Origin of the sequence: Streptomyces sp. NPDC059897 (genome assembly GCF_042730865.1) — a bacterium.
Classification (GTDB): domain Bacteria; phylum Actinomycetota; class Actinomycetes; order Streptomycetales; family Streptomycetaceae; genus Streptomyces.
Window position 1 is genome coordinate 22,955 of the sequence record NZ_JBHWKQ010000031.1, and the last position, 14,036, is coordinate 36,990.

13 protein-coding genes are annotated in these 14,036 nt (G+C 70.4%); 6 read left to right on the plus strand and 7 right to left on the minus strand.

What is annotated here, in order from left to right; translation table 11 throughout:
* Window position 1 precedes the first annotated feature (1 nt).
* From ACFV9W_RS28195 to ACFV9W_RS28225, 7 genes are all read right to left on the minus strand, one after another.
* Window positions 2–907, minus strand: a complete 906-nt coding sequence (locus tag ACFV9W_RS28195; RefSeq protein WP_385766019.1) for a carbohydrate ABC transporter permease — start codon at window positions 905–907, stop codon at window positions 2–4.
* A 17-nt stretch (window positions 908–924) separates the two neighbouring features.
* Window positions 925–1,866: a carbohydrate ABC transporter permease gene (locus ACFV9W_RS28200; protein WP_385766022.1), complete on the minus strand. Its 942-nt coding sequence runs from the start codon at window positions 1,864–1,866 to the stop codon at window positions 925–927.
* Window positions 1,867–2,014: 148 nt separating this feature from the next.
* The gene (gene araD / locus ACFV9W_RS28205; protein ID WP_385766025.1) at window positions 2,015–3,757 is read right to left on the minus strand and encodes an L-arabinonate dehydratase; all 1,743 of its coding nucleotides are present in this window, start codon (window positions 3,755–3,757) and stop codon (window positions 2,015–2,017) included.
* Window positions 3,754–4,680, minus strand: a complete 927-nt coding sequence (locus tag ACFV9W_RS28210) for a dihydrodipicolinate synthase family protein (protein WP_385766028.1) — start codon at window positions 4,678–4,680, stop codon at window positions 3,754–3,756. Before ACFV9W_RS28210 ends, araD begins: the two co-directional genes overlap by 4 nt.
* Complete coding sequence (locus tag ACFV9W_RS28215; protein WP_385766031.1) at window positions 4,677–5,348, minus strand: GntR family transcriptional regulator; 672 nt, start codon at window positions 5,346–5,348, stop codon at window positions 4,677–4,679. The genes ACFV9W_RS28210 and ACFV9W_RS28215 overlap by 4 nt, the downstream gene beginning before the upstream one ends.
* Window positions 5,349–5,536: 188 nt before the next feature.
* Window positions 5,537–6,697 (minus strand): hypothetical protein, encoded by a 1,161-nt coding sequence (locus tag ACFV9W_RS28220; protein ID WP_385766033.1) that lies wholly within the window; start codon window positions 6,695–6,697, stop codon window positions 5,537–5,539.
* Entirely contained in the window at window positions 6,694–7,638 is a 945-nt protein-coding gene (locus tag ACFV9W_RS28225; protein ID WP_385766036.1) for a 5-dehydro-4-deoxyglucarate dehydratase, read from the minus strand. The genes ACFV9W_RS28220 and ACFV9W_RS28225 overlap by 4 nt, the downstream gene beginning before the upstream one ends.
* 215 nt (window positions 7,639–7,853) lie before the next feature.
* Between ACFV9W_RS28225 and ACFV9W_RS28230 the strand changes: the two genes are divergently transcribed.
* The 6 genes from ACFV9W_RS28230 (at window position 7,854) to ACFV9W_RS28255 (ending at window position 14,024) form a co-directional block, all read left to right on the plus strand.
* The gene (locus ACFV9W_RS28230; protein ID WP_385766038.1) at window positions 7,854–8,699 is read left to right on the plus strand and encodes an NAD-dependent epimerase/dehydratase family protein; all 846 of its coding nucleotides are present in this window, start codon (window positions 7,854–7,856) and stop codon (window positions 8,697–8,699) included.
* A gap of 279 nt (window positions 8,700–8,978) precedes the next feature.
* Window positions 8,979–9,740 carry a DeoR/GlpR family DNA-binding transcription regulator gene (locus ACFV9W_RS28235; protein WP_385766041.1) on the plus strand — a complete coding sequence of 254 codons (762 nt, stop codon included), beginning with the start codon at window positions 8,979–8,981 and terminating at the stop codon, window positions 9,738–9,740.
* Between the two features lie 106 nt (window positions 9,741–9,846).
* Window positions 9,847–11,220 (plus strand): ABC transporter substrate-binding protein, encoded by a 1,374-nt coding sequence (locus tag ACFV9W_RS28240; protein ID WP_385766044.1) that lies wholly within the window; start codon window positions 9,847–9,849, stop codon window positions 11,218–11,220.
* The gene (locus tag ACFV9W_RS28245) at window positions 11,217–12,152 is read left to right on the plus strand and encodes a carbohydrate ABC transporter permease (RefSeq protein ID WP_385766047.1); all 936 of its coding nucleotides are present in this window, start codon (window positions 11,217–11,219) and stop codon (window positions 12,150–12,152) included. Before ACFV9W_RS28240 ends, ACFV9W_RS28245 begins: the two co-directional genes overlap by 4 nt.
* Window positions 12,152–12,985, plus strand: a complete 834-nt coding sequence (locus ACFV9W_RS28250) for a carbohydrate ABC transporter permease (protein WP_385766049.1) — start codon at window positions 12,152–12,154, stop codon at window positions 12,983–12,985. Before ACFV9W_RS28245 ends, ACFV9W_RS28250 begins: the two co-directional genes overlap by 1 nt.
* Window positions 12,986–13,034: 49 nt before the next feature.
* On the plus strand, window positions 13,035–14,024 hold the full coding sequence (locus tag ACFV9W_RS28255; protein ID WP_385766052.1) for a zinc-dependent alcohol dehydrogenase family protein: 990 nt from the start codon (window positions 13,035–13,037) through the stop codon (window positions 14,022–14,024).
* Window positions 14,025–14,036 lie beyond the last annotated feature (12 nt).

Genomic DNA, 14,036 nt, shown 5'->3' on the forward strand with positions numbered 1-14,036 from the left:
GTCATCCCTTCACCGCCCCCGCGCTGAACCCCGTGACGAGCCATTTCTGAATGAAGGCGAAGACGATCACCACGGGCAGCGCGGCCACGACGCCACCGGCGGCGAGCGCGCCCAGGTCGACGGAGTCCGCGCCCATGAGGGTGGCGAGCCCGACCGGGATCGTCTGCTTGTCCTGGTTGGAGAGGAACATCAGGGCGAACAGGAAGTGGTTCCAGCTGTGCACGAAGGCGAAGGAGCCGACCGCGATAAGCCCCGGCCGCAGAAGGGGAAGCACGACGGCACAGAAGGCTCGGAAGCGTCCGCAGCCGTCGACCCAGGCGGCCTCTTCGAGCGAGTACGGGACGTTCTTGATGAAGCCGCTGATGAGGATCATCGTGAGCGGCAGCTGGAAGACGGTCTCGGCGATGATGACGCTGCCGAGCGAGTTGATCATCCGCAGGTTCGCGAAGATCTGGAACAGCGGGACCAGCATCAGGGCGCCCGGAATGAACTGCGAGCACAGCAGGGCGAGCATGAAGCCCCGCTTGATCCGGAAGTTGAAGCGGGCGAGCGCGTAGCCGCCGGCCAGCGCCACGACCGTCGTCATCAGCATCGAGGCGAGGCCGACGAGCAGGCTGTTCTGAAAGAAGACCGCGAAGGACCGCTCGTTCCACACCTTGTCGAAGTGCTCGAAGGTGAGCGGCCACGGCACGAGGGAGGTCGACCCGGCGGGCCGGAACGCGAAGAGCAGCATCCAGTAGAAGGGGACGAGCGTGAAGAGGAGGTAGACGCCGAGCGGGAGGTAGATCTGCCAGCGCGGCACGTGCTCCCAGGACGGGCCGTCGCTCCCCTTCTTGGAGGGCCGGAGGGCGGCGCGGTGCTTGCCGCCGCGGGTCGTGGGGGCGGGCGCGGTCGTGGTGGCGGTCAATTCGGCTTCCTTGACGGTCACTTGTCCTCGCCCCCGAACTTGCTCAGGCGGAGATAGATCATCGAGCAGAACAGGAGGATCACGAAGGCGATGGACGTCAGCGCGGACGCGTAGCCGAAGTCGTGGCTGTCGACGGCGATGGAGGCGATGCGCAGCGGCAGAGTGGTCGTCTCACCCGCGGGTCCGCCGCCGGTGAGGGTGTAGAGCAGGTCGACGTTGTTGAACTCCCAGACCGCGCGCAGCAGCGTGGACAGGATGATGGCGTCCTTGAGGTGCGGCAGCGTGATGTGGAAGAACTGCCGGATCCGGCTCGCCCCGTCGACCTCGGCGGCCTCGTACAGGTCCTTCGACACGGACTGCAGGTCGGCGAGGATGAGGATCGCGAAGAAGGGGACGCCGCGCCAGAGTTCGGCGGTGACGACGGCGGGGAAGACGGTCGCGGTGTCGGAGAGCCAGGACGTGCCGTACGAGCCGATCCCGATCTCGGCGAGGTAGCGCGTGATGCCGGTCTGCGAGTTGTAGAGCAGCATCCAGACGGCCGAAGTCAGCACGCCGGAGACGGCCCACGGCGAGAAGACGAGGGCGCGGGCCATGCCGCGGCCGACGAAGGTCTGGTTGACGACGAGCGCGAGTCCGAGGCCGAGCAGCAGCTGCAGCACCACCTGGACGACGACCCATTGGAGGCTGAAGCCCAAGGTCCGCCAGAAGTCCGGGTCGTTGGTGAACGCGGTGACGAAGTTGTCGAGCCCCGCGAACCCGTTGCGCCACGGCTTGGTCGGGTTGAAGTGCTGCACGCTGTAGTAGAAGACGCTGATGACGGGATACGCGATGAAGCCCAGCATCAGCAGCCCGGCGGGCGCGATCAGCAGATACGGGAGCCTGCGCGGGGTGGCTGACTTGCGGCGCCGGGGCGGCGACGCGCCCGGCGGTGCTTTGGCCACGGCTGCGGCTTGGGCCATGACGGGAACTCCGTTCTCGGTGGCTCAGGTCGGTGCTTCTTGCTCTTCACGGGTCCGTAGAAAGCGCTTGCACGAGGCACGTATCGAAACGCTTCGCAGACGGTGTTCGGGGTGTCGGCCATGAAGGCCGGCGGTGGTGCGGGGTGGTTCAGCTCGCGTACGGGTCCTGGACCGTGCCGGACCGTGCCAGGAAGGCGAAGTCGCAGCCGGTGTCGGCCTGGGTGATCTGCTCGTCGTAGAGCACGCCGTAGCCGCGCTGGTGACGCTCGGCGGGCGGCGTCCACTCGGCCCTGCGCCGCTCCAACTCCTCGTCACGGACGTTGAGTTGGAGGGAGCGGGCGGCGACGTCGAGGGTGACGGTGTCGCCGCTGCGGATGAGCGCGAGCGGGCCTCCGACGTGCGACTCGGGGGCGATGTGCAGGACGCACGCCCCGTAACTGGTGCCGCTCATCCGGGCGTCGGAGAGCCGCACCATGTCGCGCACGCCCTGCTTGAGCAGGTGGTCGGGGATGGGCAGCATTCCGTACTCGGGCATGCCGGGGCCGCCCTTGGGGCCCGAGCCGCGCAGCACCAGGACGCTGTCGGCGGTGATGCCCAACTCCGGGTCGTCGATGGTGCGTTGCATGGTCTTGTAGTCGTCGAAGACCACGGCCGTGCCGGTGTGCTTGAGCAGTCGCGGGTCGGCGGCGATGTGCTTGATGACGGCGCCGTCGGGGCAGAGGTTGCCGCGCAGGACGGCGACGCCGCCCTCGGCCGCGACCGGGTTCGTACGGGTGCGGATCACGTCGTCGTCGTGGACCTCGGCGTCCTCGATCCGCTCGCCGAACCGGCCGTTGACCGTGGGCCGTTCGAGGTGCAGCAGGTCGGCGATCCGGGAGTGGAACGCGGGCAGGCCGCCCGCGAAGTGGAAGTCCTCCATCAGATACGTCTGCCCGCCCGGCCGTACGTTCGCGAGCACGGGAACGGTGCGTGCGATCCGGTCGAAGTCGTCGAGCGTGAGCGGCACTCCGGCCCGCCCGGCCATGGCGATGAGGTGGATGACGGCGTTGGTGGAGCCGCCGAGTCCGAGCACCGTGGTGACGGCGTCCTCGAAGGCCTCGGGGGTGAGGATCTCGGAGGGCTTGAGCCCGGTCCAGGCGAGGTCGACGGCGCGGCGCCCGGAGGCGGCGGCCATCCGCTCGTGCGCGGAGTCGACGGCCGGGATGGACGAGGCGCCGGGCAGGGTCATGCCGAGGGTCTCGGCCGCCGCGGTCATGGTGGACGCGGTCCCCATGGTCATGCAGTGACCGGGAGATCGCGCCAACCCGCCCTGGAGTTCCCGGAGTTCGCAGTCGGTGAGGTTGCCCGCGCGGTGCTCGTCCCAGTACTTCCACATGTCGGTGCCGGAGCCGAGGGTCTCGCCGCGCCAGTGGCCGGGCAGCATCGGCCCGGCCGGCACGAAGAGCGCCGGTACGTCGGCGGAGGCCGCGCCCATGAGCAGGGCCGGGGTCGACTTGTCGCAGCCGCCGAGCAGCACCGCCGCGTCGACCGGGTAGGAGCGCAGCAGCTCCTCGGTCTCCATCGCAAGGAGGTTGCGGTAGAGCATCGGGGTCGGCTTCTGGTACGTCTCCGAGAGCGTGGAGACGGGAAATTCGAGCGGGAAGCCGCCCGCCTGCCACACGCCCCGCTTCACGGCCTCCGCGCGCTCGCGCAGGTGCACGTGGCAGGGGTTGATGTCGGACCAGGTGTTGAGGACGGCGACGACGGGGCGGCCCTGGTACTCCTCGGCCTCGTAGCCGAGTTGGCGCATCCGGGCGTTGTGCGACCAGGTGCGCAGCTGCCCCTCGGTGCCGTACCACTGGTGGGAGCGGAGCTGCTCGGGGGCCAGACGGGCTCTGGGCGCGTCGGTCATATGGACCACCCCGCGGCGATCTCGGCGACCTCGGCGCGGGCCGCCTCGGGGAGTTCCTTGCTCGGCGGGCGGACGTCGCGGCGGCACAGGCCGAGGGATGCCAGGGCCTCCTTGACGACGGTGACGTTGTTGGCGGAGGCGTCGGCGCCGCGCAGTTCCTCGAAGCGGCGGATCTGCTCCCACACCTTCATGGCGGCGGCGTGATCGCCGGATCGAAGCGCTTCGATCATGGACAGGGAGACGCTCGGCGCGACGTTCACGAGGCCCGAGGTGAAGCCGGTGGCGCCCGCGGAGAAGTAGGAGGGCGCGTACGGCTCGGCGAGCCCGGCCACCCAGACGAACCGGTCGAGGCCCGCGTCCCGGGCGAAGCCGGCGAACCGCGCGGCGTCCGGGACGGCGTACTTCACGCCGATCACGTTCGGACAGGCGGCGCCGAGCTCGGCGAGCCGGGCGCCGGGCAGCGCCGCGTTCCTGAGGTAGGGGACGACGCCGAGCTCGGGGACGGCCCGCGCGATGGCCCGGTGGTAGTCGACCCAGCCGACCTCGGAGACGTAGGGGTGAACGGGCTGGTGGACCATCACCATGTGGGCGCCGTGCTCGCGGGCGTGCCGGGCGGCCTCGATCGCGGTCGGCACGTCATGGCCGACGCCGACGAGGACGATGCCCCGCTCCCCCACCTCTTCGAGGGTCAGTTCCGTGACGAGGCGGCGCTCCTCGGGGGTGAGGGCGTAGAACTCTCCGGTGTTCCCGTTCGGCGTGAGGGTGCGCACCCCGCTGTCGAGCAGCCGCCGCAGCAGGGCCCGGTACTGGCCCTCGTCGACGGATCCGTCCTCGGCGAACGGGGTCACCGGGATCGCGACCACGTCCGCGAGCGCGGCGCGCTGGGTCTCGAACGCGGCCGGCGTGACCGATGTGGCAGTCATGAGTGGTGCTCACCCTTCTCTTCCCGGTCCTCCCGCGTTTCGGGGAAGGCCCGCTCGACGAACGACGCGATGTGGTTCCGCAGGGCGCGCGAGGCCCCCTGGGCGTCACCGGCGAGGGCGAGCTCCAGGATCTCCCGGTGCTCGGCGGCCTCCCGGTCCCACGAGGGGTCGGCCGCCCACGCCACCGCGGACACCAGGGCGGCCTGGTCGCGGACCTCGTCGAGCATCCTGCCGAGCAGCGGGTTGCCGCAGGGGAGGTAGAGGGCGCGATGGAACTCCCGGTTGGCCAGCGAACGCTGGGCGGTGTCGCTCGCGGTGGCGGCGCTGTGCAGGGCGTCGCGGGCGGCGTCGAGGGAGGCGCGGCGGCGCACCGTGCGGCGCAGCGCCTCCGGTTCGAGCAGCAGCCGCACGTCGTAGACCTCGCGGGCCATGTCGGCGTCCACCATGCGCACCGTGACGCCCTTGTACTGGCTCATCACGACGAGTCCGGTCCCGGCGAGGGTCTTGAGGGCCTCGCGCACCGGGGTCTTGGAGACCCCGAACTGGGCGGCGACGTCGGTCTCCACCAGGGCCTGACCGGGCCGCAGCTGCCCGGTCAGGATGCGGTGCTTGATCTCCTCCAGGACGTACTGGGTGCGGGAGGGGATCGGCGTGGGCACAGAGGTCATGCGGGCCTCTCGTATGGCGTATCGCGTCTCATATATGACGTACGAAGTACGACGCGTTGAAGCTAGAAGCGGGGCCTTGTTTCGTCAACGCTTCCGGCAAAAGAAGTTCACACAACTTCCATGAATCTTCCGGAAGTTGATCATCCGCAAGGCCTCGCCGCCACCGCCGGCCGGAGCCCCGCCGCCGGTCAGAGCCCCGCGAGCGCCCCTGCCACCGCCGCGAGGTCCCCGTCCGAGGCCAGCCCCGCGTGGTACAGCCGCAGCTGCGTGGCGCCCAGGTCGCGCGCCGCGCGCACGTCCTCCCCGAGGGTGTCCGGGCTGCCGCCCATGCCGCGTACGACGGTGAGGTTCGCGGCGACGACACCCCTCCCCCGCTCCGCGAACGGCCGCACCTGGCCCGCCCCGCCCGTGCAGGGCACGACGACTCCGTCGGCGACGGAGAGGATGTGCTCCGGGTCGACACCGGCGTTGGCGCCGCAGTGGTACGGGACGGGGTCGGCGTGCAGCAGCACCTGGAAGCCGGCGGGGGCCGCGGCCCGTACCGCCGCGACGGCCGCCTCCTGGAGGGTGCGGGCCGTGGCGTCGCGGTACGCGCGCGTGGCGGCCGCGGCCCCGGCGCCGAGCAGCTTCTCGACCGTCGCCCAGCCGTCGTCCGTTCCGCTTCCCCGCCACACGGGATCCAGGGCCGAGCGGACGGCAACCGCCAACTCGACAGGATCCAGACCGTGTTCGGCGTACCCGTCGCGGCACGAGGGGCAGAAGCAAAGCGACATCAGGTACTGCCCGGCCTCGCCGAGTCCGACGCCGCCGGTCTTGTCGTGGGCGTGCAGGTGGGCGAGGCCGTACCAGCCGAGCGATTCCAGTTCGGTGCCGCGGGCGCCCGGCCGTGTGGCGGCCTCCGCCGCCAGGTCGACGAGGTACGCGCGCGTGGCGGGCTGCGCGATGCACGGCGCCCAGGGGTAGCGGTCGCCGTAGGCGTTGACGACGGAGGTGTCCGGGTGTTCGGCGCCCATCCGGGAGTTGTGGGCGAGCACGACCCAGGTGTGGACGTCGAGCCCGGCGCCCGCGAGAGCCTCGGCCGCTTCCCCGAAGGCGTCGCCGGGGGCCCAGTCCCCGGCCTCGTACGGCACCAACTCCCGACCCTGCCAGCGCTGTTGATCGGGTGGGTAGAGGACGGCCGCGTGCTCGGCCGTCACGATGCGGTGGCGCGGATGGCGGGGCGTCAGCGCGCGCGTGGAGTGGTACGCGGCGGCGAGGGTGACCTGTTGGACGCCGAGGTCGGCGATGCGGCGGGCGGCGTCCGGGTCGCCGTTGACGTCCCAGGGGTATACGAAGGCCGAGGTCCTCACGCGTCGGCTCCTTCCAGCAACTTGGTGCCCCGCTCGATGAGTTCGACGAGGCGCTCGATGTGTTCCGCGCGCGGTTCGTGCAGTGGTGGCCGCACCCCGCCGACGTCGAGCCCGCCGAGCCGCACCCCCGCCTTCACGAGCGAGACGGCGTATCCCCGCCCCTGGTTGCGGAGTTCGACGAGGGGCCGGTAGAAGCCGTCGATGAGCCGGTTCACCGTGGTGTCGTCGCCCGCGTTCAGCGCCTTGTGGAAGGCCTGCGCGAGTTCGGGGGCGAAGGCGAAGGCGGCGGAGGAGTAGAGGGTGATGCCGATGCCGCGGTAGGCGAGGCCGGTGAGTTCGGCGGTGGGCAGCCCGTTGAAGTAGAGGAAGTCCGCCGCGCCCTCGGTCCGCACAGCGCTGACGATCCGCTGCATCAGGTCCAGGTCGCCGAGCCCGTCCTTGAGCCCGATCACCTTGGGGTGCCGGGAGAGCGCGACGACGGTCTCCGGGGTGAAGACCGCGTTGTCGCGCTGGTAGACGACGGTGTCGAGGGAGGTCGCGTCGGCCAGCTCCGTGTAGTGCCGGAGCAGCCCCTCCTGCCCCGCGACGACGAGGTAGGGCGGCATCGCCAACAGGCCGTCCGCGCCCGCCCGTTCGGCCGCGCGCGCGTACCGGACGGCGAGCGCGGTGCCGTATCCGGCGCCCGCGACGACGGGCACCCGGCCCGCCGTCGCCTCGACCGCGGCGGCGACGCAGTCCTCGAACTCCTCGGGCGTGAGGGCATGGAACTCCCCGGTGCCGCAGCAGGCGAACACGGCGGCGGCCCCGGCCTCGACGCCGCGCGCCACATGGGTGCGGTAGGTGTCGAGGTCCACGGTCCCGTCGGATCCGTAGGCGGTGACGGGGAAGAACAGCGGCCCGCTGGGAATGCTGAGGCGAGCGGCGAGAGGGACTGAGGTCACGAGCTCTCCCTGGACGTGCACACCGCACGGTGTGCACGTTTGTGATTCGCGTTTACATTTCTGAACAATGCCACGGTAGGACGGCCTTCAGTGGCCGGTCAAGCACCCAAAACACGCGAACTCACTGTGCACGCACGCCCCTTGACTGGCCGTGGGAGCGCTTCATAGCGTGTCCATGAATGTGAATGCCGCTCACGCAACCGGAGATCACACGCATGCCAGTCCCCTCCCGTTCCCGCACCATCCTGCTCACCGGCGCGGCCGGCGGACTCGGCACCCTGATGCGGGAGCTGCTGCCCCAGTACGGCTACGAGCTCCGCCTGCTCGACGTGCGCCCGATCGAGGACGCGCCCGACGCCATCGTCGCCGACCTCAATGACACGGGCGCCCTGCGCGAGGCCGTGCGCGGCGTCGACGGCGTGCTGCACCTCGCCGGGATCTCCCTGGAGTCGACCTTCGACAAGATCCTCGACTCCAACATCAGGGGCACGTACCACCTGTACGAGGCCGTGCGCGAGGAGGCCGCGTGCCGCGCGGACGGCAGCGCGCCCCGCGTCGTCTTCGCCTCCTCCAACCACGCGATCGGCTACACGCCGCGCCCGCGCGTGGCGGACGGCGATCCGCTGGTCCCGGTGGAGACGCCGCGCCGCCCCGACACGCACTACGGCCTGTCGAAGTCGTTCGGCGAGGACCTCGCCCAGTTCGCCTGGGACAAGCACGGCATCGAGACCGTCTCCGTGCGCATCGGCTCGTGCTTCAAGGAGCCCACGGACGTCCGCATGATGTCGGTGTGGATGAGCCCCGCGGACGGCGCCCGCCTCTTCCACGCGGCGCTGTCCGCCGAGAAGGTCGGCCACACCGTCGTCTACGGCTCCTCCGCCAACACCCGCGTCTGGTGGGACCTCTCCAGCGCCCGCGCCCTCGGCTACGAGCCGCAGGACGACTCGGAGGTGTACGCGGAGAAGCTGCTGGCCGAGCACGGCCCGCTCAGCGACGACAACCCGGCGCACCAGTACATGGGCGGCCGCTTCGTCAACGACCCGCCGATCTGGCCCCACTGAGCACTGCCGAGGCCCCACTGAGGGCGGCACTTCCAGGCGGGCGGGCACCGAACGGGCCCGCCCGTCGCCTTGTTCGGGCATCCGCCCCGCCCGAACCCACATGATCCCACGCTCCCCCGCAGGTCCGCGCCGGACCGCCCGCCCCGCGAAACGGACAGGAACGGGCGGCATCGGGCCCGCTCCAGGCCTGTTCACCTCGGCGTACCCCCGGTACAACTTCCGGTGCGGGCCCTTCCGGGCCCGAACGGGCAGGGACGGGTACGAAGGAGGTCGGCGGGCATGAGCGCGGAGGAACGACAGCGGGAGATCGTGCGGGCGGCGCGGCACTCCGGGTCCGTCGACGTCACCGAGCTCGCGCACGCGCTCGGTGTCGCGAAGGAGACCGTGCGCCGTGACCTGCGGGCCCTTGAGGACCACGGCCTGGTGCGGCGCACGCACGGCGGGGCGTATCCGGTGGAGAGCGCCGGGTTCGAGACGACACTGGCGTTCCGCACGACGATGCACGTACCGGAGAAGCGGCGGATCGCCTCGGCCGCCGCCGAGCTGCTCGGCGACGCCGAGACGGTCTTCGTCGACGAGGGGTTCACGCCGCAGCTGATCGCCGAGGCGCTGCCACGCGATCGGCCGTTGACCGTCGTCACCGCGTCGCTCGCCACCGCGGGCGCGCTCGCGGAGAACGACGACACGACGGTGATCCTGCTCGGCGGCCGGGTCCGCGCGGGCACCCTCGCGACCGTCGACCACTGGACGTCGAAGATGCTCGCCGGCTTCGTCGTCGACCTCGCCTACATCGGCGCCAACGGCATCTCCCGCGAGCACGGCCTGACCACCCCCGACCCGGCCGTCAGCGAGGTGAAGTCGCAGGCCATCCGGGCGTCGCGGCGCACCGTCTTCGCGGGCGTGCACACCAAGTTCGGCGCGGTCAGCTTCTGCCGCTTCGCCCCGGTGGGCGCCCTGGAGGCGATCGTCACGAGCACCCAGCTGCCCGCGTCCGAGGCCCACCGCTACTCGCTGATGGGGCCGCAGGTCATCCGCGTCTGATCCACCCACGCACCACTCCCCTGGCACGGAGGCGGGTTCCGCACACCCGTCGCCGTACCGCTTCATCCAGGTAAATCCCTTTCACCCCTTACGTCCAGGAGCATCGATGCGAACCCAGAGCCGACGCAGGCCACCGGGCCCCCTGCTCGTGATGGCCGCCGCAGGGACGCTGCTCACCCCCCTCCTGTCCGGCTGCTGGGCCGGCGCCGGCGGGCTCGGCAGCGGCGGTGACTCCCTCAACGTCCTGATGGTCAACAACCCGCAGATGGTCGAGCTGCAGAAGCTCACCGCGAAGCACTTCACGCGGGAGACCGGCATCAAGGTGAACTTCACGGTGCTGCCGGAGAACGACGTCCGCGACAAGATCAGCCAGGACTTCGCCAACCAGGCGGGCCAGTACGACGTCGCGACGCTCTCCAACTACGAGATCCCGATCTACGCCCGCAACGGCTGGCTCCGCTCGCTCGGCCCGTACGTCAGCAAGGACGAGGCCTTCGACCAGAAGGACATCCTCGCCCCCATGCGCGAGTCCTTGACCGGCGACGACGGCAAGCTCTACGGCGAACCGTTCTACGGCGAGTCGTCCTTCCTGATGTACCGCAAGGACGTCTTCGCCAAGAAGGGCCTGAAGATGCCCGAGCACCCGACCTGGCGGCAGGTCGCGGACCTGTCGGCGAAGGTCGACGGCGCGGAGCAGGGCATGAAGGGCATCTGCCTGCGCGGCCTGCCCGGCTGGGGCGAGTCGATGGCGCCGCTGACGACGGTCGTGAACACCTTCGGCGGCACCTGGTTCGACAAGGACTGGAAGGCCCGCCTCGACGACACGGGCTTCAAGGAAGCGACCAAGTTCTACGTCGATCTGGTCCGCAAGCACGGTCAGTCCGGCGCCGCCCAGTCCGGCTTCGCCGAGTGCCTCAACAACCTCACCCAGGGCAAGACGGCCATGTGGTACGACGCGACCTCCGCGGCGGGCTCCCTCGAAGCGTCGAAGTCCCCCGTCAAGGGCAAGATCGGCTACGTATCGGCACCCGTCGAGAGGACGAAGTCGAGCGGCTGGCTCTACACCTGGGCGTGGGGCCTGCAGAAGGCCTCCCCGAACCCGGACAAGGCCTGGAAGTTCATCTCCTGGGCGTCCGGCAAGGAGTACGAGAAGCTCGTCGGCGAGAAGTTCGGCTGGGCCAACGTGCCGGCCGGCAAGCGCGCCTCCACGTACGACATCCCGCAGTACCGCGAGGAGGCCGCGCCGTTCCAGGCGCAGACGCAGGCCGCCATCGAGAACGCGCGGCCGGGCGATCCGGGCGTGCAGCCGCGGCCCGCGCCCGGCATCCAGTTCGTCGGCATCCCCGAGTTCACCGACCTCGGCACCAAGGTCTCGCGGGAGATCAGCGCGGCCGTCGCCGGACGCCAGTCAGTCGACACGGCGCTCGCCAAGTCGCAGAAGCTCGCCGCCGAGATCGCGAAGGAGTACGAGGGCCGATGACCACGACGACCGCTCCGGCGCCCCCTGCCTCCCGCGCGCCGGTCGCCCCGAACACCCCGAGCAGGCTGCGCGCCTGGGCGACCCGCGCGCCGCTGCTTCCCGCCCTGGTCTTCATGATCGTGGTCACCCAGCTCCCGTTCGTGGCCACCCTCGTCATCTCGTTCTTCGACTGGAACGCGCTGTACCCGGACGCCCGGCACTTCACCGGGCTCGGCAACTACTCCGAGGTCCTCACCGACCCGGACCTGAGCAAGTCCGTCCTGACCACGATCGTCCTGACGGTGTCGGTGGTCGTGGCCAGCCTGGTTCTCGGCCTCGCCCTCGCGCTGCTGCTCGACCGCCGCTTCAAGGGCCGCGGCCTGGTCCGTACGCTGCTGATCGCGCCGTTCCTCGTCGTCCCGGTCGCCGCGGCACTGCTGTGGAAGCACGTCCTCTACAACCCCGAATACGGGCTGTTCAACGGCCTGTTGCACTACGTGGGCGGGCCCCAGCCCGACTGGATCTCGAACACTCCGCTGCTCGCGGTGGAGCTCTCGCTCGTCTGGCAGTGGACCCCGTTCATGATGCTGATCCTGCTCGCGGGCCTGCAGTCGCGCTCCGCCGAACAGATCGAGGCCGCCCGCGTGGACGGCGCGGGCGCCTGGCAGATCTTCCGCCATCTCACGCTGCCGCACCTGCGCAGGTATCTGGAGCTGGGCGCGCTGCTCGGCTCGATCTACATCGTGCAGAACTTCGACGCCGTCTTCACCATCACGTCCGGCGGCCTCGGCACCGCGAATCTGCCGTACACCGTCTACCAGTCCTTCTACCAGGCCCACGAGAACGGTCTCGCCTCGGCGGCCGGTGTCCTGGTCGTCATCGGCTCGATCATCATCGCGACCTTCGCCCTGCGCGTCGTGTCGTCCCTGTTCCGCGAGGAGGTGTCACGCTGATGACGTTCTCAACGTTCCTGCGCAGCAAGGGACTCGGGCTGCTCGCGTGGCTGGCCGGCATCGTCTTCTTCCTGCCCATCGCCTGGATGGCGCTGACCTCCTTCCACTCGGAGGCGGACGCGGCCACCAACCCGCCGTCCTTCGCCGCCTCGCTCACCCTCGACGGCTACCGCGACTTCTTCGGCGCGGACGGCGGCGCGAGCCCCTGGCCCGCGCTCATCAACTCGACGGTGGCCTCGCTCGTCGCGACGCTGTTCGTGCTTGTGCTCGCGCTCCCGGCGGCGTACGCGCTGTCGATCCGCCGGGTCCGCAAGTGGACGGACGTCCTGTTCTTCTTCCTGTCCACGAAGATGCTGCCGGTGGTGGCGGGCCTGCTGCCGATCTACCTCTTCGCGAAGAACACCGGCTTCCTCGACAACATCTGGCTGCTCGTCATCCTCTACACGTCGATGAACCTGCCGATCGCGGTGTGGATGATGCAGTCGTTCCTGGCCGAGGTGCCGGTCGCGGTGATCGAGGCGGCGCAGATCGACGGGGCACGCCTTCCGACGGTCCTGACCCGGGTGGTGGCCCCGATCGCCCTGCCGGGGATCGCCGCGACCGCCCTCATCTGCTTCATCTTCAGCTGGAACGAACTCCTCTTCGCACGGGTGCTGACCGGCGTCGTCGCCCAGACCGCACCCGTCTTCCTGACCGGCTTCATCACGAGCCAGGGCCTGTTCCTGGCGAAGGTGTGCGCCGCGTCCCTCGTGATCTCCCTGCCGGTGCTCGCGGCAGGGTTCGCCGCCCAGGACAAGCTCGTCCAGGGCCTGTCCCTCGGCGCGGTGAAGTGAACGAAGCGAGCAGCTGCCACAACTCCCGTACGTGCTTTGGAGGTTGTCCATGAAGGCCGCGATCGTCGAATCGGTGGGCAAGGTCGTCGTCGGCGAGGTGCCGGACCCGACACCGGGCCCCCGCGACGTGATCGTCGAGGTCGCCGCCTGCGGGCTCTGCGGCACCGATCTGCACATCCTGCAGGGCGAGTTCGCCCCCACCCTGCCGGTGGTGCCGGGCCACGAGTTCGCGGGCACGATCGCCGAAGTCGGCTCGCAGGTCACGGAGTTGCGGGTCGGTGACCGCGTGGCGGTGGACCCCTCCCTGCACTGTCACGAGTGCCGCTACTGCCGAGTCGGGCGGGGCAATCTGTGCGAGCGGTGGGCGGCGATCGGGGTGTCGACGGCGGGCGGCGCCGCCCAGTACGCCGTCGCGCCGGTCGCCAACTGCGTGCCGCTGCCCGACCACGTACAGACCCAGGACGCGGCGCTCATCGAGCCGCTGTCCTGCGCGGTGCGCGGCTACGACGTCCTCCAGTCACGGCTCGGCTCGCACGTGCTGATCTACGGCTCGGGGACCATGGGCCTGATGATGCTGGAGCTGGCCAAGAAGACCGGCGCCGCCTCGGTCGATGTCGTCGACCTCAACCCGGACCGCCTTGCGACCGCCCAGCGCCTCGGCGTCTCGGCGTCCGCGGCGAACCCGGACGAGCTGGACCGCCCGACGGGCTGGGACGTCGTCATCGACGCGACCGGCAACGCGGCGGCGATCCAGGACGGCCTCGGCCGCGTCGCGAAGGCGGGCACGTTCCTCCAGTTCGGCGTCGCGGACTACGCGACACGCGTGGAGATCGACCCGTACCGCATCTACAACCAGGAGATCACCATCACCGGCTCGATGGCGGTCCTGCACAGCTACGAGCGGGCGGCGGAGCTCTTCGCGGGCGGCGTCCTCGACCCGTCCGTCTTCATCAGCGACCGGCTGCCGCTCGACAGCTACCCGCAGGCTCTCGACCAGTTCGCGTCCGGCGTGGGCCGGAAGATCGTCGTGGTGCCCTGACAGACGGCAGTG